This is a genomic window from Paenibacillus terreus (assembly GCF_042138595.1).
GTDB lineage: Bacteria > Bacillota > Bacilli > Paenibacillales > Paenibacillaceae > Paenibacillus > Paenibacillus terreus.
On the sequence record NZ_JBHIRX010000019.1, the window covers coordinates 79,543 to 104,843 of the forward strand.

At 53.2% G+C, this 25,301-nt stretch carries 20 protein-coding genes and 1 riboswitch; of the genes, 8 read left to right on the forward strand and 12 right to left on the reverse strand.

The features are described 5' to 3' along the window. Positions 1 to 68 precede the first annotated feature (68 nt). The 3 genes from ACE5KN_RS25635 to ACE5KN_RS25645 all read left to right on the forward strand — a co-directional run bounded on the left by ACE5KN_RS25635 (position 69) and on the right by ACE5KN_RS25645 (position 4,049). Positions 69 to 677, forward strand: coding sequence for a hypothetical protein (locus ACE5KN_RS25635; protein ID WP_375526313.1), 609 nt, complete (start codon positions 69 to 71; stop codon positions 675 to 677). Between the two features lie 191 nt (positions 678 to 868). Further along, positions 869 to 1,957, forward strand: coding sequence for a hypothetical protein (locus ACE5KN_RS25640; protein ID WP_375526314.1), 1,089 nt, complete (start codon positions 869 to 871; stop codon positions 1,955 to 1,957). Positions 1,958 to 2,090: 133 nt separating this feature from the next. Further along, complete coding sequence (locus ACE5KN_RS25645) at positions 2,091 to 4,049, forward strand: stalk domain-containing protein (protein ID WP_375526315.1); 1,959 nt, start codon at positions 2,091 to 2,093, stop codon at positions 4,047 to 4,049. Between the two features lie 101 nt (positions 4,050 to 4,150). Here ACE5KN_RS25645 and ACE5KN_RS25650 read toward each other — a convergent pair whose 3' ends face one another. Together ACE5KN_RS25650 and ACE5KN_RS25655 are read right to left on the reverse strand one after the other, a co-directional pair. After that, positions 4,151 to 4,996: an EAL domain-containing protein gene (locus tag ACE5KN_RS25650; protein WP_375526316.1), complete on the reverse strand. Its 846-nt coding sequence runs from the start codon at positions 4,994 to 4,996 to the stop codon at positions 4,151 to 4,153. Between the two features lie 445 nt (positions 4,997 to 5,441). Beyond that, positions 5,442 to 7,676 (reverse strand): bifunctional 2',3'-cyclic-nucleotide 2'-phosphodiesterase/3'-nucleotidase, encoded by a 2,235-nt coding sequence (locus ACE5KN_RS25655; protein ID WP_375526317.1) that lies wholly within the window; start codon positions 7,674 to 7,676, stop codon positions 5,442 to 5,444. A gap of 520 nt (positions 7,677 to 8,196) precedes the next feature. Continuing rightward, positions 8,197 to 8,307, forward strand: a riboswitch (TPP riboswitch). Between the two features lie 134 nt (positions 8,308 to 8,441). On the opposite strand from ACE5KN_RS25655, the gene ACE5KN_RS25660 reads away from it, so the two are divergent. From ACE5KN_RS25660 to ACE5KN_RS25680, 5 genes are all read left to right on the forward strand, one after another. Further along, on the forward strand, positions 8,442 to 9,491 hold the full coding sequence (locus tag ACE5KN_RS25660; protein ID WP_375526318.1) for an ABC transporter substrate-binding protein: 1,050 nt from the start codon (positions 8,442 to 8,444) through the stop codon (positions 9,489 to 9,491). 27 nt (positions 9,492 to 9,518) lie between these two features. Then, positions 9,519 to 9,812: an MTH1187 family thiamine-binding protein gene (locus ACE5KN_RS25665; protein WP_375526319.1), complete on the forward strand. Its 294-nt coding sequence runs from the start codon at positions 9,519 to 9,521 to the stop codon at positions 9,810 to 9,812. Further along, complete coding sequence (locus tag ACE5KN_RS25670; RefSeq protein WP_375526320.1) at positions 9,809 to 10,585, forward strand: ABC transporter permease; 777 nt, start codon at positions 9,809 to 9,811, stop codon at positions 10,583 to 10,585. Before ACE5KN_RS25665 ends, ACE5KN_RS25670 begins: the two co-directional genes overlap by 4 nt. A gap of 112 nt (positions 10,586 to 10,697) precedes the next feature. Beyond that, positions 10,698 to 11,519, forward strand: a complete 822-nt coding sequence (locus ACE5KN_RS25675) for an ABC transporter ATP-binding protein (protein WP_375526357.1) — start codon at positions 10,698 to 10,700, stop codon at positions 11,517 to 11,519. After that, complete coding sequence (locus ACE5KN_RS25680) at positions 11,516 to 12,313, forward strand: TatD family hydrolase (protein WP_375526321.1); 798 nt, start codon at positions 11,516 to 11,518, stop codon at positions 12,311 to 12,313. The genes ACE5KN_RS25675 and ACE5KN_RS25680 overlap by 4 nt, the downstream gene beginning before the upstream one ends. A gap of 58 nt (positions 12,314 to 12,371) precedes the next feature. Here the strand turns inward: ACE5KN_RS25680 and ACE5KN_RS25685 are convergent, their stop codons facing one another. The 10 genes from ACE5KN_RS25685 to ACE5KN_RS25730 all read right to left on the reverse strand — a co-directional run bounded on the left by ACE5KN_RS25685 (position 12,372) and on the right by ACE5KN_RS25730 (position 25,191). Further along, positions 12,372 to 13,634 (reverse strand): aKG-HExxH-type peptide beta-hydroxylase, encoded by a 1,263-nt coding sequence (locus ACE5KN_RS25685; protein WP_375526322.1) that lies wholly within the window; start codon positions 13,632 to 13,634, stop codon positions 12,372 to 12,374. 1 nt (position 13,635) lies between these two features. Beyond that, the gene (locus ACE5KN_RS25690; protein ID WP_375533182.1) at positions 13,636 to 14,940 is read right to left on the reverse strand and encodes an MFS transporter; all 1,305 of its coding nucleotides are present in this window, start codon (positions 14,938 to 14,940) and stop codon (positions 13,636 to 13,638) included. 18 nt (positions 14,941 to 14,958) lie between these two features. After that, entirely contained in the window at positions 14,959 to 15,519 is a 561-nt protein-coding gene (locus tag ACE5KN_RS25695) for a hypothetical protein (protein WP_375526324.1), read from the reverse strand. Between the two features lie 13 nt (positions 15,520 to 15,532). Next, complete coding sequence (locus ACE5KN_RS25700) at positions 15,533 to 16,783, reverse strand: M16 family metallopeptidase (protein ID WP_375533183.1); 1,251 nt, start codon at positions 16,781 to 16,783, stop codon at positions 15,533 to 15,535. Between the two features lie 118 nt (positions 16,784 to 16,901). Next, positions 16,902 to 17,084 carry a hypothetical protein gene (locus tag ACE5KN_RS25705; RefSeq protein ID WP_355325691.1) on the reverse strand — a complete coding sequence of 61 codons (183 nt, stop codon included), beginning with the start codon at positions 17,082 to 17,084 and terminating at the stop codon, positions 16,902 to 16,904. Positions 17,085 to 17,210: 126 nt separating this feature from the next. Beyond that, positions 17,211 to 19,166: a RiPP maturation radical SAM C-methyltransferase gene (locus ACE5KN_RS25710; protein ID WP_375526326.1), complete on the reverse strand. Its 1,956-nt coding sequence runs from the start codon at positions 19,164 to 19,166 to the stop codon at positions 17,211 to 17,213. Between the two features lie 426 nt (positions 19,167 to 19,592). Next, a complete protein-coding gene (gene nfsA, locus ACE5KN_RS25715; RefSeq protein ID WP_375526327.1) occupies positions 19,593 to 20,336 on the reverse strand; it encodes an oxygen-insensitive NADPH nitroreductase in 744 nt (247 codons plus the stop codon). Next, on the reverse strand, positions 20,333 to 20,926 hold the full coding sequence (locus tag ACE5KN_RS25720) for a TetR family transcriptional regulator (protein ID WP_375526328.1): 594 nt from the start codon (positions 20,924 to 20,926) through the stop codon (positions 20,333 to 20,335). Before ACE5KN_RS25720 ends, nfsA begins: the two co-directional genes overlap by 4 nt. 112 nt (positions 20,927 to 21,038) lie before the next feature. Then, positions 21,039 to 22,193 carry a YhgE/Pip domain-containing protein gene (locus tag ACE5KN_RS25725; protein ID WP_375526329.1) on the reverse strand — a complete coding sequence of 385 codons (1,155 nt, stop codon included), beginning with the start codon at positions 22,191 to 22,193 and terminating at the stop codon, positions 21,039 to 21,041. Between the two features lie 568 nt (positions 22,194 to 22,761). Next, on the reverse strand, positions 22,762 to 25,191 hold the full coding sequence (locus tag ACE5KN_RS25730) for a heavy metal translocating P-type ATPase (protein ID WP_375526330.1): 2,430 nt from the start codon (positions 25,189 to 25,191) through the stop codon (positions 22,762 to 22,764). Between the last annotated feature and the right edge of the window lie 110 nt (positions 25,192 to 25,301).

Below are 25,301 nucleotides of genomic sequence, written 5' to 3' on the forward strand. Positions count from 1 at the left end.
GCTTTTTATTGGGTCCAAGTAACAATCTTCCATTTCATTCCGTCTGGAGGGAAAAGGGGGTTGAGCTTATGAGCAAAGTCTGGCGAAAGCCGCTGCTGGCCCTGCTCGGGGCGACGGTAATATTAAGTATGCTGTTGGTCGCCAAACCTTCGGTCGTATATGCTTGCTCTTGTGCAGAACCGCCGTCTCCAGAAGAAGCCAGAGCACAGAGCACGGCTGTGTTCAGTGGAAAAGCCGTATCCTTGAAGCAAAGAACCGCTCTTATCGTCTCATCGGGCGATCCCGTCAAGGTTACCTTTCAGGTGAATCGGGTGTGGAAGGGCAATATAGGCAGCACCACCGTCGTAACCACAGCCATGTCATCTGAGAGCTGCGGATATGAGTTTACGGAGGGACAGCAATATCTCGTCTATGCTCGTAATGATCAGTTTTCCGGCGTCCTGCGCACCACCTTATGCGACCGCACGGTCCTTCTTTCCGAGGCTGCAGGCGATTTGCAGGAGCTTGGTCCATCATCGCTGCCCACCGGGCAGAAGAACGCAGCATCCCCGCTGCCGGAGACTCCTCCACCAGCCACACCAAATAAATCAACTACGCATTGGGCTGTCTCCGGATTGATCATCATCGTAGGTCTAACGGCTGTTTTCCTGTACAGAGTGAGAACTCCGCGAAATTGACAAGTGAGTTTTTTAAAGAAAAAAAATATTTTCGAAAAATGGTTGTTAAACCTGCTTCCCCATTACCTATATAAATAAGAGGGCCTCACCAACAGATTGCTGGCAAGTATGCTCTCCCGCCGGGCAGCTGCAGGATGCCCGCCTGCAATCGTACGGTTATTCACTCACTAATAGGATTGGAGGAGTTCGGAATGACGTGCAAACAGGAGAATCTGACAAGCGAAACGACCATCGTACCCGGAAATATTAACATCGACGTGGCCGCGGCCGCCCCGGGTGGCAAACGCAGGCTGATGCTGAGCGACAATCCCGAAACGCTCAAGCCTGAAAGTGTGCCCGGCCAGGATGGCACGCTATGGCATGACGTGGTGCGGACGGATGAGAAGACGGTAAAACACCGCGTCTTCGGCTGGCACTATAACAAGACAGGAGGACCCGTCAAAATCGGCGTAACGGTGGAAAATAAATCCACGGAACGGTTGGAGGTCCGCCACATTGAGCGCGAGCTGCGCATTGTGCCGGAGGACGGCAACTGGATTATCGATGTCGGCCAATGCATCGCCAAATCCTGTCTGGCAGGAACGATGGAGTGCATCCGACCCGCAGACAAGCATAAATTCGGCTGCGGAGTCGCACTGATTGAGCAATTTGAAGCCGCTGAAGGTGATTTGGCCGGATTTGTCTATGATTTTACAGTGGAATTTGCCGAAGGACACGGCCTGCTGGACTATGAGGTGCGCACGGTAGTCAGCAAGGACACATCCGCCGACCTGCGCCTGATCACCTCGGCACCCCTGCCGCTCATGCCTCCGCCGCAGGCACATCCGCGCGGAAGCTGCTGGCCCTTCAGCGAGACGAATGCCGTCATGCCGGAATATGTCGTTGGCACAAGTGCGAACTACCGCGCCTGCGCAGCCCGACGGCTGGACGGGTCCGTGCCTGCCGATTTGCTGTTCACGGCAGCCAGCAGCGAGCTGCAGCCGGCGCTGGATAACCCGGGGCAGTTCGGGGGCATCTACAATGTTACCATCCCGGTTGTCAACAACTCGGACGAGGAGCGGGTGATCCGCATTGACGCCAACCCGCGCGGGGGCGCGTTCGCCGGTGCAGCGAAAATCGACGGCAAGGTCTACGGCATTCCGCTCATGCGAACGAATACAGAAGTATGCCGGCTGGCCGAAATCACCGCGCCACCAGGTGCTTCCTCCTATTCGTTCAGCTTCATGGTGGCAGGCAGCGCCAGCACGCCTCTCGGCATCTATGTGACCACCCTCAAGTAGAGACGCGAAAGTCGAAAGATGCTGCCCTCCTAAAGTAAATAAAGGAAATTCCATGGGCTCTCAAGAAATATAAAGAGGGCCTTTTTTCCTACGCCCAAAGATACAGATGATTACATACGAAGAGGAGCACTATATGAAGAAAGCTGCAGCAACAGTTTTGGCCGTTTCATTTCTTTTCACGGCATCGTTACCTCTGGCTGGTAAATCAGTATCAGCAGCTCAAGCAGTGGTAGAGAACAGCTGGAAAACCGCCAAAATCACAGATGTGATCGACCGCAACAATTATATTCTTGAGGATGGTTCATTATGGACCACCAGCGTCGACGGGCCCGTCCTGGAGCACTTAAATCTGGTGGGTATCACTGCCGGCGAAGGTTCCAGCCATTACGGCTGGACAGGTGAGGGGCAATCCTTATCCTGGAGCACAGTGACAGGTGGGGCTGTGATGCCTGCTCAATCTGCGGGGATCTCAGAAATTTCGGGAGAGGGGCTAGTTATTAAAAAGGACGGCTCTGTTCTCATCGGCGGAAAAACGGTTGAAGGATTATCCAATGTGGTAGATGGCGACAAGCTTGAAGAACAATTTTCGGTCATTACCAATTCGGGAGACGTTTGGTATTCTTCGGGTTACAACGGCTCCAAGCCCCGAATGGTCGGACATGTAGATCATGCCGTTGAGCTTCGGATGAGCACTGCATATGCAGCCGTACTGCAGAAAAGCGGTCGTGTGATCATGCTGGACCTTCTCACTGATGAAGACCCTGTTGAAGTAGGACAGGATATCAACACCATCGTTTGGAAGAAAGGGACACATGTGCTTTATGCCGTCCATCAGGATGGCTCCGTATGGACCTATGATCGTATGGCAGGCTACAAGCCGGTACAGCTGAGCGGAATATCGGATGCGGTCAAGCTGGTCAATTCACCAGACGAGCTTTTTGTGCAGCTGCGTGACGGTTCCTGGACCGGGTACCAGAATGGAAAAAGCACGCCGCTGAATGTTCCGGTGTTAAACAGCGTTTCCCTGATGAGCAGCGCGGCAAATGCAGCTGTCGGTGATACGATCCACCTGCAGGTACAGGAAACCTATTCAAACGGCTATCGGCTCGTCCGCGATTCCGAGGCTGGCGAAATCATCGTGGATCAGACAGAGGTCGCCGAACTTCAGGAACCAGGTACACTTAAGGTGCGAGGTATAGGAAATACGGCTGTGAACCTTCAAACCGGAGGACTCGCCTCCTCCGTTACATTATCCGTTACAACCGTTCAGCCTCTGACCGGCGCTGCCATGCTGAAAGGCAAAGCTTATTTGCCTCTGCAGCCGGTTTTCAAATCACTGGGAGGCACGGTTACGGTTGCGGGACAGCAGTTTACGATTAAACTGGGCAAGGATACTATTGTACTGAAAAAGGGCAGTGCGGAAGCCCTGCTTAACGGGAAACCCGTAACCATGAAAGGAACACTGCAAACGGCAGGCGGACAAGCGGTGTTTCCGGGAAGCCTGATATCCGATTTGAAAAAGGGCACGCTGCAATGGGATACCAAACTTCAACAGGCCATATTAAACATAGGCGGATCCAAGCTGATCATAGAATCCCCCGCGACAGTGAAAATCAAAAAATCCATCGAGCTTGGGAATCTGGTTAATCTGATCGGCAAAAGCTATTGGGTGAACAATTACTACAATGCAGGCGAGCGTTTTGAAAAAGTCACTATCCAGGATATAGAGGTTAGCTATGACGCCATAGGCGTTAGCTCCTTCAGCGTCGTATTCAGAAACCCGGGAGGAAAAATTTATAAAACTCCGTCGCAAATCGGTGCTTCCCGTATACCGGACATGCTGTCCGATTCGGATCAATTCCTGACCTACAACCCTTATCAGAAGTATAACTGGTCAACCGCTGCGTGGAACAGCATCAAAAATAACGAAGTCGATTTCGGAATGAATACCACGCAGGCTGAATTTGCTTGGGGCCGCCCAACATCGATAAGCAAGGAATCAGGTGTAGAGGTATGGGTATATGGTGACAAATCCTTTTATTTTAAGGCGCTTGTTTTTGAAGGCGGAAAAGTAACGGAGATCTTGCTGTAAGCCATATTAAAAAACAACACAAGAAACCTTTCCTTGGTAAATGGAGGTACCACCCAACCATTCTAAAGGAGAGGTTTCTTTGTATATCCACGGACGAATGCTCAACCAGCGCGATGCCCGCTGACAGGCCTCTCCTCGGGCTTACCGAATAAATAACCCTGGGCGAGCGAAACCCCTGCTTGCCGGCAAAACTCAAAATCCTCCCACCGCTCAATACCTTCGGCAAGCACCTGACCCGCAAAGCGGCCAGCCGATTCGACAATCTGGCTGATCTGGCGCTGCTTATCCGCATCCTTGTGGCAGCCGTCGATAATGGCGCGGTCAATTTTGACATAATCAGGCTGGAGCCTGTTCATCGCTTCAAGTGTCGAATAACCCGCACCAAGATCGTCCAGTGCCACAGACATTCCTCTGCTGCGGTATTCATCGAAAATGTGCTGGATCACTTTCATGTCGTCTAGCCGCTCCGTCTCCACCACTTCAAATACAAAGTCCTCCGGATTCAGCGCCAACCGGTCAATCGCATCGAACGTACGGCTGAGGCAATAATGCGAATCATTGATCGAAGAAGGCAGAAAATTGATGAATCTTTTAATGCCCTTGGGAAGCCAGCGTGCGCTCGTTTCGACGGCCGAGATCCGGGCGGCATTGTCAAGGAAAGAGAGCAGGCCTGTTTTGCGGGCAACTTTAAATAGCTCTATAGGCGAAAATGGCCTTACATCAGGCAGCGGACGCAGTAAAAATTCATATCCGATTATCCTGGTGTCAAGATTTACAATAGGCTGCATATAACTCATAAAGCAGCGTTGTAAAATCAAATGCACCATTTCACTGTTCTCGACTCTGGACTTTACGATTTCCGGCGGAGCCCAGGAGTCGTCCACACCACGATCCTCCGCTTTGGACAAATGCACAAGCACACCACCTGACTCATCTTGACCTGTCATTGCGAGCAGCTTCAAGAGCCCTACTAACTCTTCCCTGTTTGAATATCTCAGCTGTACTGTATCATCGGGCAAAACTTCCATTTTGCTAAAAATAGGACCGAGCACTTCTACGAGCGATGGGACAGCTGGGCGGAATCTTAGCAATCCGTGATCGTCGAAAGGCAGTATACCGCTACAGCTGCTGCAATTCATTAGACAATCCCTCCGGAACATTTTTCCTATTTCCGCTTTATTATAGCATGCCGAATAGCACAAAAGAACTATTTTATTGGTTGAATTCGCCAAAATTCGATCTTTTCAAGTAATGTTTTCATTTCCTTTCACTAATATATTTGTGTTATATTCGATTTATTCCCACTGCCTTTGGTAGATTGACCCTACTTATTATAAGGTTGTTCGACAAAAAAGCCGGCATTTGCGCCGGCTTTTTTGGATCAAACCTATGTCACGGAATCTGTATCGTCTGCCCGATTTGCAGACGATAGACATTTTCGATTCCATTCAGCTCCGCTATTTCTTCCCAGCTAACTCCAAACTTCAAACCGATTCTGTACAGGTTGTCACCCTTTTGGATGGTATAGGACGACCCGGACGGCGTCGGCGTTGCCGGAGCCGGCTTGGCTGGAGCAGCTGGCGTGGAAGCCGGCGGTGCTGTCGGTGTCACCGGAGCGGCGGGCGTGTCTTCCGGTTCTGTTTCTTCCGATTCTCCGGAAGCTGTGGCCGACAACAGCTTGTATTTGGCAAAACCATTCTCTCCTGCCCCTTCATAAGTGATGCTTGAGGTGTCGGAAGCCAGGGACTTGGCATCCGGTGAAGAAACGAAGGTTACATCAGCATCGCCAAAAGGCGCGATAGACCAGTTGCCATCAGCCGACGGGTTAATGCTGCCATTTTCACTGATGTAATCAATAATGACCTGACGGCTCTCATCCGGTGAAGCCAGGACGATCCGCTGCCCGTCCGGGTTGGCAAGCTTGGAGGAAGATGCCCGATAGTTGTTCGTGGCAACGATGAACTCCTGCTCGGGATCGATCGGCTTGCCATCATAGCTCAGATTTTTGATCCGGTTGGCGGCAGGATTCACCACATCTCCTTTGCCATCATACTTCGCCGGCCCGGTCACATCAATCTGATAGGTTAACCCGTCAATGACATCAAAGTTATAGGTCGGGAAATCGTTATTAATCAGCTGCTGCTCGCCGCTTTGTCCCGGATGGATTTGATTGAACTGCCCTGCCGACCATTCCAGCCACTCTTTTACCTCGGCTCCTGTAAGCTTCACGGCATATACCGTGTTCGGATAAACGTAGAGATCAGCCACGTTCTTGATGGCGATTGTTCCTGCAGGAATGTTCGTATAATAGGAAGCTCCCGAACGTCCGCCTGCTTTGAAAGGCGCCCCCGCCGACAGCACCGGCAGTCCTGCATACTCGGTTCCGGCAAGCTTCTGCTCCACATACCATTTCTGCGCATTGGTTACGATCTGAACGGAAGGGTCGTCCTCAACAAGGGCAAAATAGCTGTTGATCGGTGCAGTTGTCTTACCAACCGGTCCGCGCACATACTCCAGCGTTTTGGTATGCTCTTCATAAACGGCTTTCACTACATCAGGGTCCGGCTCAGCCAGGGATGCTTTGCTGGTCTTGTCATAGATCGGGCGGGCAACGGATTGCGAGTCCGCGACAGTCCATTTGCCATCCTTCAATTCCAGATCCAGATCGACAACACCCAGGTTGTCCCCCCAGTAACCGGATTCAACAGCCGGCATTCCGTTAATCGTTCCGGCTCCCACATCAACACCTGACATGCCTTCAAAGGCTGCACTTGGAAACACCTTATGAGCATGGCCAAACAGGATGGAATCAATGCCGTCCACCTGGCTCAAATATTTAACCGCATTCTCCATGTTCGGAGTCTCGGGGGTGTCCTCATATCCGCTGTGCACGAGCGCAATCACGATGTCCGCCCCGTCCGCCTTCATTTGCGGAACAAATTTCTTCGCCGTCTCCACAATATCTTTGGCAATAACCTTTCCTTTCAGATTGGCCTCGTCCCATTGATTGATCTGCGGAGGCAGCAGACCGATCACCCCGACTTTAAGCGTGTGCTCCGTCCCGTCCTCGTCAACGACTTTTTTATCGATAATCCGGTATGGCGTAAAATAGTTTTTATCATTGCTTTCATCTTTGTCCCCGTCATCAACATATACATTGGCATTGATGTAAGGGAAATCGGCACCCTTAAGCGCTTTCTGAAGATAATCGAGTCCGTAATTGAATTCATGATTGCCCAGCGTGGCGGCATCATAGTCCAGCAGATTCATGGCTTTGTATACAGGGTGGGTCTCTCCGTCCTTAAGCGGGTCGATTTTCGCCACATAGTCTCCGAGCGGATTGCCCTGAATCAGGTCGCCGCTGTCAAACAGCATGCTGTTCTTGGCTTCCCCCCTCGCCTGCTTGATGAGTGTGGCTGTCTTGGCAAGCCCATATTCGTCTGTCGGCTTGTCCGTATAGTAGTCATAGTTCAGCAGGTTCACATGCAGGTCGGTCGTTTGCATAATACGCAGCTTTACCTCAGCGCTGCCTTCAGCAGCCCAGGTCGGCACGGCCGGCAGTGCAAGCACGTTGAACGCTACAATTGTCGCTGCCAGGCTCTTCAACCCTTTTTTCCGAAATTTCAAGATTAACCCCTCCTAATGTAAGATAAATGCCCATCGATGTACTTTCACAGAAGCCAGACCGCGATAAGCGGAAATTTTTCTTGCGATTATAGAATTGTTCAGCTCCGCTGAAAACTTAAAAATTCTATAATCTAAAAAATAATCAGGCGATTTATCCCTGCATAGGCAGAAGGCAAGACCCACAAGCAATGATTGTAATTTGTGTATGTAAAATCTATGCACACCTCTTGTAAATCTTATCATAAAAAAATCACCTGATTGATTCTCATTCTAATCGAAGCATGAGAAAATGAATAGAGTTTTTATCCCAAACCACGGCTCTGTGTAAGTTAATGTAACATATTGTAACCCAAAGGAAGGCGGTGCCCACCCCGGGTCCGTTAAATCGCCCACTCCCCCCTCTGGACACTCCGGGCGGGAAGGCATATAATCAACGTTAGTTCATCATTACTGAACCCGCAAAATCTTCAACAATGCGGACGCATCCAGGCAGCGGCTTGCCGTCTTGATGCTCCTTCATACAACATGCCAGGGGTGCTGGAATCGGCCGGCTGAGATTGTGTCCCCAGACACTGACCCTTACAACCTGATCTGGGTAATGCCAGCGTAGGAATCGCAATAGAGTGACATGCCTTTTTGGCATCGTCATCCTTTCCTTTGGTAGATTACAGGCGCCCCGGACAACGGGGCGCTTTTTTTGCAGGATCACGGCAGATGACAAGCATTGCAGGAAGAGCACGGGTAATAAAGAGGGGAGAAGAAAAAATGTTTTCTTTGCAAAAATGGGGCCTTGGCGCGGTATGTTCCCTGCTCCTGATTCTGACAGCCTGCGGAGGGCAATCGTCCGCTCCACAGAATACGAATGCTTCCGGACCTTCCGGCGGCGGCGGTTCGGCAACCGGAAAGCTGAAAGACGTAAAGGTGGTGCTGGACTGGACCCCCAACACCAACCATACCGGCTTGTATGTGGCCAAAGACCAGGGATACTATGAACAAGCCGGTCTGAATGTGGAGATTGTACAGCCCGGAGAAGGCGGCGCGGATCAGATGGTCGCCTCCAATGCGGTTCCGTTCGGCATCAGCTATCAGGAAAGCGTGACCCAGGCTCGCACACAGGGCGTTCCGCTCGTCTCCATTGCGGCCGTGATTCAGCATAATACGTCCGGCTTTGCCGCGCCAGTGGATCGCGGCATCAAGTCCCCGAAGGATTTTGAAGGCAAGAAATACGGCGGCTGGGGCTCCCCGGTTGAGGAGGCTGTCATGAAATCCATTATGGAGCTGGATGGTGGCGATGTCAGCAAGGTCCAAAACATCAACATGGGTAATGCGGATTACTTCACTGCAGTCAAGCGTGATATCGATTTCGCCTGGATTTTCTATGCATGGACAGGAATTGAAGCCGAGCTGCGCGGTGAGCAGCTTGATATGCTATATGTCAAGGACTACTCCAAGAGTCTGGACTATTACACACCGGTCATCGTTACAAATGAAGATACCATTAAAAATGACCCCGAGCTTGTAAAAGCGTTCATGAGTGCCACGGCCAAAGGCTATCAATATGCCATTGACCAGCCGGAAAAGGCGGCGGAAGTTCTATCGAAAGCCGTGCCCGAGCTGGATAAAGAGCTTGTACTGGCAAGCCAGAAATGGCTGAGCCCGCGCTACCAGGACGATGCTCCGCAGTGGGGCATCCAGAAGGCGGAGGTTTGGAAGAACTATGCCGATTGGATGTATGAACGCAAGCTGCTTGACAAGCCACTGGAGGCTGATAAAGCCTTCACCAATGATTTCCTGCCGGAAGACGGCAAATCCTGATTTGACCCGGAAAGGAGACGGTTTTCCATGGCTAGCACATTGTTGAGTATTCAGGTGATTCCCAAAACCCCCGGCGGAGAGGACACCATTCCTTACGTCGACAAAGCGATCGAGGTGATCCAGCGCTCAGGCGTCAAACATCAGGTCAATCCGCTGGAGACGACCATGGAGGGCGAGCTGGACGAACTGCTGAACGTCGTGAAGGAGATGCACACAGCGCTCACTGAAGCGGGAATTCCAAGTGTGATTTCCCAGATTAAAATTGCCCACAACCCAAGTGGAATCAGCATGGACAAGCTGACCGAGAAGTACCGTCCATGAGCCGGAAAGAGAGCCTCTATTCCGTGTTCAGAAGCGTGTGGCCGCCCGTTGTGGCGGTCCTCTTCTTTTTGTTGGTATGGCAGGCGGCGGCGGTCTTCCTGCATATTGAACCCTGGATGCTGCCGAGTCCGGCGGACATTGCCTCCGAAGCAGCTGCGCAATCCGACCTGCTGGCGCAGCATACCTGGGCTACCGTCAAACTTACGCTGAGCGGTTTTGCCATCGGCACCGCCGTCGGGCTGCTGCTGGCCGTGCTGCTGCACCTGGTCCCTTTTCTGAAGCGGGCTTTGTACCCGCTGCTGATTCTGAGCCAGAACATTCCCACCATTGCACTGGGACCGCTCTTGATGATCTGGTTCGGCTTCGGTCTGCTGCCCAAGCTGATGGTTATTACGCTGGTCTGCTTCTTTCCTGTGGTTGTTGCGGCCCTGGACGGGCTCACGCAGACGGACCGGCTGATGATGAACTATATGCAAATGTCGGGCGCAAGCCGGATGCGTATCTTCAGCAAGCTTGAGTTGCCGCATGCGCTGCCTCCCCTGTTTTCAGGCATGAAAATAGCGGCCACCTACAGCGTGATGGGGTCTATCGTAGCCGAATGGCTCGGGGCGAGCGAAGGAATCGGCTATTACATGCTGCTGCAAAAATCAGCCTATCGCACGGACCGTGTATTTGCCGCCATTGCCATTATTGTTGCGCTCAGCCTGATCATGTTCCTGATCATTGCGCTGATGGAAAGGCTGCTGATCAGATGGCGGCCTGAGCAAAAATAGGAAATAAACCGGCTTGGCATACGGAATCCGCCTGCGAAGGAAGGAGTATGAGAAAATGATCTTGAATGGTCTGTCCGCAGAGCCCCAACTGGATGGAAAAGAAAGTAACGGCATGGGTGGCGGAGAAAAAGCAGCTCTGAATGTAAATCGGGTGAGCATCGCTTTCCGGCAGCGGAAAAATCAGCTCCCCGTGCTGAAGAATATTTCCCTGACCGTGGAACGCGGAGAGTTCGTCTCGCTGCTTGGTCCTTCCGGCAGCGGCAAAAGCACGCTGTTTCACCTGATCGGCGGACTGCTGACACCGAATCAGGGGAATATTTATATGGACGGTGAGGATGTAACGGGGACGCGCGGACGGATCAGCTACATGCCGCAGCAGCCCGCCCTGTTCCCGTGGCGAACGACGCTGGATAACGTCCTGCTCGGGCAGGAGAATGCGCCGGGTTCGGTCAAGGGGACGCGCCGGGAAGCCCGCGAGGAAGCCCGCCGCCGGCTGGACGAGGTCGGGCTCGGCAAATTCGCCGATGCGTATCCGTACACGCTGTCCGGAGGCATGCAGCAGCGCGCAGCCTTTCTGCGGGCCATGCTGAGTCCGCAGGAGCTGATGCTGCTCGACGAGCCGTTCAGTGCCCTGGACGAACTGACACGCGCGGACATGCAGCAGTGGCTGCTGCAGATGTGGGAGCGCAACCGCCGTTCCGTGCTGTTCATTACGCACAGCATCGAGGAGGCGTTGCTGCTGTCCGACCGCATCTACGTGCTGTCCGCCAGACCGGCATCGGTGCTGCAGGTGATGGATGTTCCTTTTGCAAGGCCGCGGCAGGAGGATATAACTGCAGACCAGAACTTTGTGGAACTGAAGCATGAATTGAGCCGCCGGATGCGGGAGGAAAAAGCGAAAATCACAGCCGCATGGGAAGGTGACACCGTATGAGCCTCTTTGCCCCATTAATCGACGCCCATATTCATCTGGACAGCTATTCAGATGAAGAGCGGGAAGCTCTCCTCTCTTCCATGGGCGAGAACGGCGTGGAAGCGGTCATTGCTGTCTCCATGAATCTTCCGTCCTGCGAAGCCAATTTGCGCCTTGCTTCCGAACGGCCCGGCATGATCCTTCCGGCGTTCGGCTTTCATCCCGAGCAGCCTTTACCCGGCCCGGCAGAGCTGGACCGATTGTTCAGCTGGATGGAACGCCACGCGGACCGTATGATCGCCGTAGGGGAAGTCGGGCTGCCTTATTACACCGCCCAGGAAGCTGTGAGAAAGGGAAGCTCTTTTGACCAAAGCGGTTATGTTGAGCTTCTGGAGCGGTTTATTCTGTTTGCCAAACAGCACGACAAGTCTGTGGTGCTGCACGCCGTATACGAGGACGCGGATATCGCCTGCACGCTGCTTGAACGGCATCAGGTCACCAGGGCCCATTTCCATTGGTTCAAGGGCAGTCCAGCCACTACCCGGCGAATGGCCCGAAATGGATATTATATCTCTTTCACGCCAGACCTGCTGTATGAGCCGGAGATCCGGGCATTAGCGGAAATGTATCCTCCGTCGCAAGTGATGGCAGAAACGGACGGCCCGTGGCCATTTGAAGGGTCTTTCAGCGGGCAGACAACTCATCCGCGAATGACGGCCGACGTCATTCGGGCGTACTGCGGCATCCATGGAATGGCCGAGGCAGAGGGCAGACAGCTGTTCCATAACAATACCCGCCGTTTTTACCTGCTGTAGTCTCCCTCTCACCGCTTGTATCCGCGAAAGCCCTGCCATATATCTCTTTTGCTGCAGCTCAACCAGCCGCGGCGCTTCCTTCCGGTGAGCCGGCATGGTTAGATACCGCAGCGGCCTTTACCAGCCTGTCATACTGCTCCGACAGCTCGGAGAAGAGCTGTTCGCCAAGGGCCGTCCAGCGGGCATGCTGCCGCAGAGTATCCAGCGCCTGCCCGATTTGGGCCAGCACCTGCTGCGTTCTGTCCCTGATATCCGCGGCATGCGGAACGACCTCTGCGACCCGCTCATACCACAGCGCGATGCGCACGAACACAAAGAGGCCGTGCAGGATACCTTTTACCGGGCGCAAATCCTCCCGCCAGGGCGAAGGATACCGCTCATCCGCGCTGTTCAACAGCAGATCATCCAGCTCAAACAGCTGGTCCAGCCGGGCATGGCCGAATTCATGAATCAGGTTTTCCGTTGTCCACATCAGATCGCTGCGGTGAGACATGAATACCGCTCCCTGGAACAGGTTGATGGTCACTGCCCCGATCTCCCCGGTATTCAGGAGGTACACCGCCCTCACATGTGCAGTCACCTCCCGATACATTTGCGGCCAGACCGCCTGGATCAGGTCCATAGCTTTCTCGTAATACCACATATCCGCCAGCGACAGGGACCGGATTGGCGGCAGAGACGGCCTTCCCCTGCCATAGGACTGGATGATCTCCGGCAATTCCCGCTCCGTAAAGGCTTCAATCAGCGGATCGGAGCCGCCGAACTGTACGCCGCCATGCTCATAGCAGCCAAGCCGCCTCAGTATCGGGGCGGTTATCTCCTTTTCACCGGTCAGCTCGGAGAACCCGACCACAAATTGCCGCTCCCCAGCGGATATTGTTACCATCTCACCCGTCCTGGTAAATGTAACCCGCATCTCCTTCGCTTCCGCGCCGAGATCCACCACTGTAATACATCCCGGAAAATACACGACACCCTCCGCATCCGCCCGCAGCACCGCTGTTTCCGGCCCTTCCTGATGCTTCCACAGAGGGATAAGGACCAGGCGGGAAAATTCCTCCAGCAGCCGCTCCCTGACAGGCTTTTCCGGAACTGCACCTTGAAAAGCGGGAAACAACCGGGTGTCCGTCCAATTCACCAGCACAGGATGCATGAGCTCTCGGTAATGCTCCTCGACCAGCATGCTGTCCCAGCGCGGCTGATCTCCATCCTGCTCCGCGCATGCCTGCAGACAATGCTTCAGCTTCTCCATCCGGCGCTTCACCATCAAGGTATATACAAAATCATTTTTCATTTCGGACGGCTGTACAAATCTGAACATGCTACATAACCTCCTTGGTTGTGGCCCCTGCCTCCGCAGCGGCCGGATGATATGCCGACACATCCGAATCCTTGCGAATGGCCGGGTTCAAGACCATCAGCACAATTACCACAATCCCGAATATCCCCACAACGCCGAAAAAGCTCCTCACAGGAATCCATGACAACAGCATGCCTGTAAGCATCATCGCGAGCGGACGCGAGCCTTCTGTCAGCACCCTCATCATGCCGGCCGCACGCCCCAGCACAGGCCGGGGCACCTTAAGCATAAACAGCGTCTGCAGCGTCACATTGGCCAGCGGACTGCCCAGCCCGGCGACAAACACAAACATCGCTTCCCATACCAGCCCCCGAATCCAGAACAGCATGCCCAGCCCGGTCATCAGCAGACCAAGGCCTATCGACATGGTGACGATATAGGGCAACCTTCTTACGAGTCCCGTTACTACCGCGCCTGCGGCAATCCCGATAAAAAAGCAAATCTCCAGCACCGCAAGCTCGGATGAATCACTCACCATAAGAGGAAACAGCAGTGCGGTGGGCGACAGCATGAAATTGATCAGCATAATGTAAATAATCAGATTGCGCAGCAGAGGCTGCGTCATAATCGTATCCAGCCCTTCCTTGAAATCAGCGGCCAGACTGGCAAAGCTCATCTTCTCTTCCTTCCGTTCCGTCATACGTTCATCCCGTACCAGCGTCAGGAGCAAGCAGGAAATAAAAAATGTAGCCGCATTAAAACCGAAGGCATGAGCCGTACCAAAGGTTAGCAGAAATGCCCCAAGCGCGGGAGCCGTCAATCCAACGACGGTCTGTACCAGCTGTGACACGCTTTGGGCCTGAAACATATAGGCGTCAGGCACAACGTTCCGGACGGTCACCGCTCTGGCCGGACCGAAGAATGCCGTGAAGGATGACAGCAGCAGAGCCGCCATGATCAACTGGTACGGCTGCAGCAGCCCGGTGGCCCAAAGCAGGATGACCAGTACGATAATGCTCCCGCGTGCAATATCACAGCAAATCAGAATTTTCCGCTTGCTGCTGCGGTCCACAATGACACCAGCGAACATTCCCAGCAAAATAAGCGGCAGCGTTTCGGCAACGAGCAGGACGGACATCCATAAGGCGCTTCCCGTAAGGAGCTTCATCAGCCAAATCAGTGCAATGGCATAGACGCCGTCCCCAATCACCGACACCGTCTGGGACATCAGCAGCAGCCGGTAATTGCGGATGGAAAACAACGCTTTGTAGGAGGCTTTGTTTCCGGTATCAGACACAGTTTCCTGCCGAGGTTCCTGGGAATCCATCCCCGTCCTCCTTCCGATTCAATTACTGGGCGTCGGGCCACGGAAAATGGATACAGCGAGCGTATGCCATTCACAATCCGGATCGTTTGAAACCAGATTTTCATCGTCAAACTCCTGCTGAAGCTCTTTAAGTCTCGCCATGTACTCATCGACCCGGGAGACTGGCACCTTCGCATGCACCATACCCATATGAAAGAGATCTCCCCGGTTCATATTGGTGAGCAGGGCTGTTTTGACGACTCCGAGAATATACAGGGCGGCGGACAGCCGCTCCGAGTCGCTGTAGCTGCTGCCCACCAGCAGGTGAAACGTATCCGCCTTGGAGGAATAACATTTCTCTACAATTCCGCCGCTGACTTTTTCTGAATGCAAAGTAATAAATTCCTGCTTCAGCATGCTGTCGAGAATATAATTCATTTTGGCCCTCGAACAGCCGAGCCGGTCGGCCAGCTCTCCAGCGGTGGAAGGTTTATCCATAATGCTCAAAAAAACCTCCAGCCCCCTGTCTTTAATAAGCCGCTCCAAAAGCTCCGGTTTTCCCTCTACTTCACTGCCGCTGCCGTATTGCGATGGCGTCATGAATTCATCCTCCTTACAGTAAAATGGCCAGCTCCTCTGAGCCTACCCCGAGGGCCGACAGGGCCATACGATCCTGAGTGAACAGCTCGCAAGCGAACGACTGCAGCTCTTCAGCGGTCAGGCGCTCGATTTCGACCCGCTCCAGATCAATGAAGAAGTCTCTGTTCAGAAGCGCGTAACGGCCCGTAATCTGCAGCAGCTTGGCGTCATTGCCGGGAACCTGCATCAGGTTTGTAATTCTTGCCGCCTTCACCCGCTGAAGCTCCTCCTCTCCAACGGCACCCGTTTTCAACTCCTCCAATACGGATAAGATCGCCTCGTAAACCTCCTTGATCTGATCCCGGCGGCAGTTCACCTGGATGCTCAAATATCCGCTGAGCGCATAACTTTGCGCATAGGAGAAGACCAGATAGGCAAGCTCCCGCTTTTCCCGCAGCTCCACATGCAGGCGTGACTTCAGCCCCGAGCCCAGAATGACGGACAGAAGATTCATCAGCTGCCTTTCCTGGGAATGAAAGGGAGCGCCCACAAAGGAAATATTCAAGTCTACCCTCGGATTGGCAGTAGGCAGGCCAAGGATGCTCGGTTCGATTTCAATGACCACATCCTTCTGCTTCCCCTGGTATTTCCAATCGCGAAAATGGCGGCCCACCTGATCGATGACTTCTTCAGGCTCCACATTGCCCTGGACAATCATTTGGGTATTATTCGGAATGTAGTAGTGATGAAGCCTCTCTTCGATCTGCTCCCGGTTGAAGCCAAGAATATTGTTTCGGTTCCCGATCACAAATTGCCCCAGAGAGCGGTTGCCCCACAGGGCTTGCTCCACCAGCTCTTCCTTGATTCTGCCCGAGGAAAAATAGCTTTCCGCTTCATGAAGGATAATATTGCGCTCATGCTCCAGACTCTCCGGACTTACGCTGCTGTTCATGACAATGCTGGCCAGACATTCGATCATCATCGGCAGATACTCCCGCTGGGCAGACAGTGTACAGCGTGTCATCTCCTTGCCAGTGAACGCCTCATACAGTGCGCCGCGGTCCATTAATCCGCCCAGCAGCTGACGGGCATGGCTGTTCATATTCGTATAATTAAAGGACACATGCTCAATAAAATGGGAGATGCCATTCACCTGATTCTCTTCGTTCTTGACACCATGATTGATAAATACGCCGATATTCATTGTTCTTGCATGGGGTATTTTGCGTATGGTCACCTGCAGGCAATTTTCAAAAACAGCTTTAGTCACCAGCTCAGAGAACATCCTATGATCCTACTCCCTTCCCCGGATGGGTATCACATGGACCCTGCACCGCAAAAAGCGGCAGAGCCGCTGCTTGTAAAGCGGCCCCCGCTTTCCGCATCTTTCAGACTGCTGCTTGTTAGATGGACACACTTACAGATACCTTAACGGCATCCTGAATCCCTTGTTCTCCGATTTTGTTCTCCTCGGCGGCTCCCAGCAGCGCTTCGGACAGCGCCGAATCACTGATGATCACCTCTCCCTGACTGTTTACCGTAAATGCCTCCGGGCTGAGCGTTAACTGTTTTTTCTCCTGTGCCATTCCAATCTCTCCTTTGTTATAAAGTGGATAATAAAATGACCGACAGCGCTACCTACCGAATAACGTTCATACCCGTTTTTTTGATCCTCACCTCCTCAAAGGGTGATCCCACGTTATGCCAAGGTTTCAGGACAGGGCACTAAGCTGATTCTCTCCCCTTTCGCTTGCGGCGGACAGCTCCCTTAAACGCTGCAGTCCGGCTGTCTTCGGTGTATAGGTCCCCAGCGAAACGGCCAGGGCCAAATAAACCTCGCCCTCAGTTACCATCCAGCGTCGCTCCACAAACCGTTCCAGACAATGCCTGACCTCGTCCTCATGGACAGTAAGTCCCTGCTCCCGCAAGCGGATGACGATGTTCGGGACAGATATCATATTGTCGCACGCTTGATATATCGCTGTTTCATGAAATGTAAGCAAAGACGTCGGCTGCCCGGAAGCAAAGCGTGTATCCACAAGAATGATGCGGTCATCCTTGAGTACGGAAAAGAACTCGCTCTCCCCATGCTCGGTCTGCCAGTTCTGGACAGCCTGGCGCATACGAGAGGTATACGAAAACGGGTTTTGATCGTCTGTGTAGTCAAAATCAAAGTGGTAGGCCATCTGTGCCAACTGTTCGGAAGGAAGTGCAGGATAGATCAGTTCATAGGAACGAAGCGGACGGATGTTGTGGATCCCGTAGGCTTCGGGATTCATGAAGTACGGACTGAAACGGTCAAGCCGGATGGGTGCGGTCCCTCCCGGGGGCGTCAGGTGGGTCAAAGACGGGATCAGCTCCGCAGCGGCATCATATTCCCATTCGTTCTCGCCGGGAAACCCGTACAGGAAATTCCAGAGTGGCGTGACCGAGTATTCGGAGCACCATTTGAGCAGACGGACGTTCTGGAGCATGCTTACCCCTTTTTTCATCAGCTTCAGGACGGATGTGATCATACTCTCAATGCCAGGCTGCACGTAATGGAATCCGGCTTCCTTGAACAGTTTGATTTGCTCTTTGGTCAGGTTCGCCTTTGTTTCATAAAACATGTCAAGATCAAGCTCATTGTCCCTGATGACCGGAAGCACCGTCTTGAAATAGTTCATGTCTATGATATTATCCACGGCTGTCGCTTTATTCGTATACCTTCCGTACCGCTCTTTCAAATACATGATTTCGTCCAGAGCCCGTTCTGGCGACTTACTGCGAAAGCTCATAGTGGAGCCATTGAGTCCGCAAAACAGACAGTGTGATTTTTGTCCCCACCAGCAGCCTCTGGAGGATTCAAAGAGAAAACGGCGTCTGGTCTTGTGATCAGGCAGGCCTAACCCGTCAAATTGTGCAAAATAATCATCGTAATCCGGGTAAGGGAGAGAGTTCATGTCATGAATAGGCGGAGAAGAGGCCGTCTGCTCCGGATGTTGTCCATCAACCGCGGAGCGAAGGATAATGCCGGGACCGGCACTTGCCGCCGGATCCCCGGTATCTCGGAGACGCTCCATGAAGGAAATAAAAGATTGGTCTCCTTCACCCGAGCATACCGCATCAATGAAGCTGAAATTGCGAAGAGTCCCAAGTCCCATCGGGCTCTCAACATTGGAGCCGCCGAAGATGATCAATTTGTCGGGAAAGCGGGATTTCAAAAGTTTAGCCATGCTTAGGGAGGCTGTATTTTGCTCAAATACCGTAGTAAAACCGATGACATCGTAGCGGGTCCAGTCATAATCGGCCAGGCAGCTCTCCAGAAAAGAGTCCACCTTGGCACGCACATCCAGCAGACGCTGAAAAGCCTGTCCTTTATTGGAGGAATTCCTTCTGAATCGGGAATACGTTGTTATAAGATAATCCTTATATTGTTCGAACGTATCTTCCCCATCAAATAACGATTGTGAGAAAATCCAATCCCCCGCCAGCGCATTGGTCGGGTACGTTGAGTTTTCGGCAAAGCAGTCATACTCCTCCAAGCCGATCAGAGCTGCGAACTTCAGATTCAGGTACAAGGTATCACAGTCAATACCACGGCTGCGCAGTCCGGACTGGAGCAGACCGAGCCCAATCGATGGCCGATAGGCCGAGGCAAAAGGCATGCTTACGAGCGCAACATGCATAACGTTCCTCCTCCTGCTTGCAAGCTTGAAATTCGACGGCTTCCGACCTTGACTGGACCGGGTGCGAACACAAGATTAGGCCGGAGCGGGCAAAGCTTAATAGTTTCCGCCTCTACAGGGCCTGACAGGATGCGAGGAGCGTTGGAAGGTAGGCATAATATGTGTAAATGATTTCCGTTTTGTCCATTGTAATTTGAACATCTCTTGATTTCAAGCAAATTTTTGCAGACTGAATTAAAAATATTTTCCTGCAAGCTTAGTAAGCATTTTTAACCTATTCTGGCGCGTTTAAGAATACGTCAATCGACGTACTTTCTAAAGAGGACAAACCGCATCTAGCATAAGAGGCAGTCCCCTAAGTCATCACAGATAACCGGAGCTGCCCCTTTATTCATTGCAGACTGACGCGGTTCGTCCCGCTGCACCTCACTGCTTCAGAAATCCCTTTTGCTCAAGAAAGCTCTTCATGTGAAGACGCACCGGTTCGGTCAACCGCACGGCCATAATCTCGGACCACGGGGTCGTCCGTTCACCGCCCGTACGCTCAGACAAATAGCGGCTCATCGTCTCGTCATACAATTTCACCTGCTCCATTGTCTGGTTGGGATCGTAGCCGTTCATATGCAGCACGGCAGCCTGCGGCAGACGAGGGCGCAGCCCAGGCTCCTGGTCAGGCACGCCCACGCACATGCCGAACACCGGATAGACCAGCTCAGGCAGACCAAGCAGCTCAGCTACTTCGGCAATATTGTTGCGAATGCCTCCAATATAGACAATTCCCAGGCCCATCGACTCCGCGGCAATGGCTGCATTCTGGGCTGCCAGCGCGGCGTCGATCGTGGCGACGATGAAATTTTCCGTTGAATCCTCATAGGAGGTCTGATCGGGCTTATGCTGCTCCGTCACGCGCTTCAAGCGGTACAGATCGGCGCACCAGACGAGGAACACAGGACACTGCTCCACATACGCCTGACCTCCGGCCAGCGCGGCAAGCTGCTTTTTCAGCCCAGGCTCCGTTACCGCAATGACCGAATAAGCCTGCACATTGCTGGAGGATGACGCCATTTGCGCCGCAGCCACGATGGATGCCAGCTGCTGCTGCGAAACCTCATCCTCTTTGAATTTACGGATTGATTTATGGTTCATCAAAACGGACAGCGTTTCGTTCATGCTTCCTTCACCCCTAGTCCTAAAAAGATAAACCGTACCGCTTCTGCAGCGATAATGTCGACTCCTGTCTTCTCATCATCAAACACATCTTCAAAATTGACCATATGTTTGTGGGACAAAGCCACACTCATCACCATGACCAGGGCATTGGTTGCCGAACCGAAGGAAAATACTCCTTCTTCCTTTCCCCTGAGCAACAGCGATCTTACCTGCCCCCAGACTTCGACCAGAACATTCATGACCATCTGCCTGCGTGGCGAGCGCAGCAACATTTCCTGTTGGATCATAAAGCTAAGCTCCCGATCCTGGTAAGTCAATCGAATAATGCGTGAAACCAGCAGACGAATACCTTCGATGGGGTCCAGATCGGCGAAATTTACACTTTTCAGCTCCTTAACGGGAAAAAAGTGCTCAAATACCGCCTGATATACGCCCTCTTTTCCCCCGAAGTGGTAGGATACCAGCGCAATGTTGGCACACGCCTCCTCACAAATCTGCCGCACGCTTGTTCCGTCGTACCCGTGCTGGGCAAACAGCTTTTTGGCCGCCAGCAAGATGCGCATTTTGATATCCGGTTCCGTCTGCGTCATTTTCCCCTGATCCCCTTCGTCATATGCTAGTCCCTATTATGTAGCTTTGCTAAAGGGGAATCAAGCGGTCCTCGGGAAGCATAGCTCCCCAAGGAGATTCGCCCCCCGCTTTTTATGCAGTCTCCGGCATTACCGCGGGAGCCGCTGCCGGCTTTCTCTTCAGAGCTGTTGCCAGAAGGGCAACCGCCAGACATACGGCCAGAATGAGTGCAAGCACTCCTGCCGCATGGCCGGCGCCCGGACCTCCCAGCTGCAGGCTCATAATCCCATTGACCGCATAGGTGGCCGGTAAAAACGCTCCGAGGTGCTGATAGAAGCCATTCAACATTTCACGCGGCACCATCGCTCCCGAGGATACAAGCTGGATGGACAGCATGGTGATGTTGAAGAACATGCCCGGCATGCCGAATACAATCAGGAACATTTGGGTGAAGAACATAAAGGTCAGCATCAGAAGCGCCTCATACAGCCACAGCAGCCCGAAGCCCTGTTCCATCTGCCCTCCCAACACGGTGATCAAGGCCGTCCCGACAAGTGAAACTACCAGCGCAGATCCCACATTAATCAGCACACGTGCACCAAATTTACTCCATTTTCCGGCCTGATTACCCAACGCCATTGTGGACTGCTGAAGATTAAGCCCCATGATCATGGAGCCCACAAACGTAGCCAGAACCATCATCATCGGCACCATTTGGTTGTTCATCCCGTTCACCGGGTGAATAGACGTGACATGCGATTCCACTTTCCCGGTTAACGAACGGGCCGTTTGTTCCGCTGCAGCCGCAGGCATATTGGCTTGGGTAAGTATCGCCTCCGTTCCATGCTCGGCCGCCTGGCTGTTGATCGTGGCAGTCACGCTCTGCTCAACGCCCTGCATGATGCTCTTAATCGTCATCGGGTTGGCTTCATTGATGGTGTACCGGATTTCCGCCTTCTCCGTTGGTGATGTCAGCCGGGCTGTAAAATCCGCCGGTATCTCCATCACCATCTGCAATTCCCTGTCATTGAGGCGCTTTTGCGCTTCCGTTGCCGTCAGTCCGGTTACGATTTGAAAAGGCAATTTGCCTTCCAACTCTTGGGCAATCGTCTTGCCTGTGTCCGAATCCTCGTTGACTATGGCAATTTTCAGATTGCTGCTGCGTTCGGTTACTCCACTATATGCGGTCATCCAGATAACACTGAAAATGATCTGGAACATCAGAGCGGTAATAATGCCAACGATAGTCATCGGCTTGCGAAAATAAAGCTTTAATGCTGTAAGCATATTTCATCCTCCAAATTTTATTTAATCAACCGTTTAAATCAAACGTTTGTTTAAAATATATTAGTTCTGAAACTCTATGTCAATATTTTTATGTAATTTTCATATTAAATTTACAAGGTAAAATCATTGCAGTTTTCCCTCTGTACTTAAGTCAAAACACAGCAGCAAAGCCCATGTTTGCTGCCGCAAAGCAACTAAACACGGGCTTCGTCAGAGCTGTAGAAGTGCAGCCCTCGCTTCAACAAGTCTGACAAGGTACACTTCTAACCACAAACTATTCTAATGGGTGCCACAACCGCTAATGGTTCCAAGAACGTTGATTTCAAATTATAGCGGTTGCCATGGAGCTTATTTATGCTTGACCGGGGCATTTTCGTCTAGATTAAGCAAAATAACAGCAGTCACAGCCGCTAGAATTTAGAAAAGGTCTTTTTTCGTAAAATAGCGGCTGCTACACCCGTTAGATTTCTGGCAGGCGAAATATCGGCTCGAAAACCTGAGCTTTTGCGGAAATCTGAAAGTATTAAGACTACAAGTTGTCTTGTGCAGGGGTTAATGATACGCCCCCTCACAGCTTCACCCGCTGCAGCCGCAGCGCGTTCAGCACCACCGAGACCGAGCTGAACGCCATCGCCGCTCCCGCCAGCCACGGCGCCAGGAACCCGAGCGCTGCAATCGGAATGCCGATGACATTGTAGGCTAAAGCCCAGAACAGATTCTGCTTGATATTGGCCATCGTGCGGCGGCTCATCATGATCGCGTCCGGTATGCTGTTCAAATCGCCGCGCATCAGCGTAATATCCGCCGCCTCCATCGCCACATCCGTGCCCGTGCCCATGGCCATGCCGACATCCGCCGTAGCCAAAGCAGGCGCATCGTTAATGCCGTCACCGACCATGGCGACTGAACCGCCAAGCTGCTGCAGCTTTTTCACCTCATCCGCCTTTCCTTCCGGCAGCACTTCGGCCAGCACACGCCGGATTCCGGCCTGCTCCGCCACCGCCTGCGCCGTCCGCTCGTTGTCGCCGGTGATCATCAGCACCTCGACCCCCATTTCATGCAGACGGGACACGGCTTCGCGCGAAGTATCCTTAATCGTGTCGGCTACAGCGACAAGTCCTGCATACCGGTCATCCACGGCAATGATCATGGCCGTCTTGCCGCTGCTTTCCAGCTGCTCCATCATCTCGCCTACCTGCTGATCAAGCTGCACATTTTCCCGCTCCATCAGTCTGCGCGTGCCTGCCAATACCGTGCTGCCCTCAACAACAGCCCTGACGCCATAACCCGGGATGCTCTCAAAGGCGGAAGCCTCCGGCAGCTCCACGGAGCGGGCCGCAATCCCGGCGACAATGGCTTCTGCCAGCGGATGCTCCGACCCCTTCTCCGCAGCTCCCAGCAGGCGGAGCAAACGCTCTTCCGGCATATCGGACGCGGGAATCATGTCCGTCAGCTCCGGTTTGCCGTTCGTAACGGTGCCCGTTTTATCCAGCACCACCGTACGAATATTCCGTGCCGCTTCAAGGTGCTCTCCGCCCTTGAACAGGATGCCGTATTCGGCCGCCCGCCCCGAGCCTGCCATAATCGATGTCGGCGTAGCAAGCCCCAGCGCGCACGGACAAGCGATGACCAGCACGGCAATCGCCTTCTCCAGCGAGCCTGCAAAATCACCCGGTGTAGCGAAGAAGTACCAGATCGCAAAGGTCACCAGCGCGATGCCCACGACAATCGGGACAAAAATGCCCGAGATGACATCCGCAATCCGCTGAATCGGAGCTTTGGAGCTTTGCGCTTCCTCTACCACCCTGATAATACGCGCCAGCGTGGTGTCCGCGCCTACACGAGCCGCGCGGATCTTCAACAGCCCGTTCTTATTGAGGGTCGCGCCGGTTACCGGATCGCCCGGCTGTTTCTCGACCGGCAGACTTTCCCCGCTCAGCATCGATTCGTCCACCGCCGAGCGTCCTTCCATGACTTCTCCGTCAACCGGAACCTTTTCTCCCGGACGCACGATCAGGATATCACCGACCACCACCTGCTCGACAGGCACATCCAGTTCTTGTCCGTCCCTTACAACACGGGCCGTGCGTGCCTGCAGCCCCATCAGGCTTTTAATGGCATCGGAGGACCGGCCCTTCGCCACGGCCTCAAACCACTTGCCTACCAGAATCAGCGTAATGAGAACCGAGCTGGTCTCATAATACATTTCAACCTGGCCGTGTCCGTGCATTCCAACTGACTCCAGGGTGAGGTAAAGGCTGTAGAAGTAAGCGGCGGAGGTCCCGAGCGCCACAAGCACATCCATATTGGCGCTGCCGCTGCGCAGTGCTTTGAATGCGCCCACATAGAACTGCCAGCCGATAATGAACTGCACGGGTGTCGCCAGGATGAGCTGGAACCATGGATTCATAAACAGCTCAGGCACATAGATGCCGGAGGTGAAGCTGAAGTGCCCTACCATCGCCCACAGCAGCGGCAGCGACAGGATAGCGGAGATCATCCACTTCCATTGCTTGCGCCGGATTTCGCGCCGGCGCACATCGGAGATATCCGTGCCTTCCGCCTGGGGCACTGCACCATAGCCAAGCTGCTCCACCTTTTTCACAATGTCCCCGCTGCTGACCGTACCCGGCATATACTCCACATGCGCAGTTTCCAGCGCCAGGTTTACACTGGCCGAGGTCACGCCAGACATTCTCGACAATCCCTTCTCGATCCGGGTCGCACAGGCGGCGCAGGTCATTCCGGTAATATCAAAATCCGCCTGTTCCACGGCCGTCCCGTAACCGAGAGAGCCGATTTTATCACGCAAGCCCTGAAGATTCGTGACCTCCGGATCAAAGGTTACCGTCGCCTGCTCCAAAGCCAGATTGACATTCGCCTCCGCTACTCCTTCCATCCGGCTAAGCCCTTTTTCAATCCGGGTGGCGCAAGCCGCACACGTCATGCCTGTAATATGAAGCGTTGTCTGCTCCCTTTCTTCCGCTTGTGCGCTCATTTCCCATCTTCCTCCTCTATCTCAAATACCCCCATGGGGTATAATTCCTTCCTTAAAGAAGGAGCTCCACTGCCTGAAGCTCCCCCATCGTTTTTGCCAAAGGCCCGGTG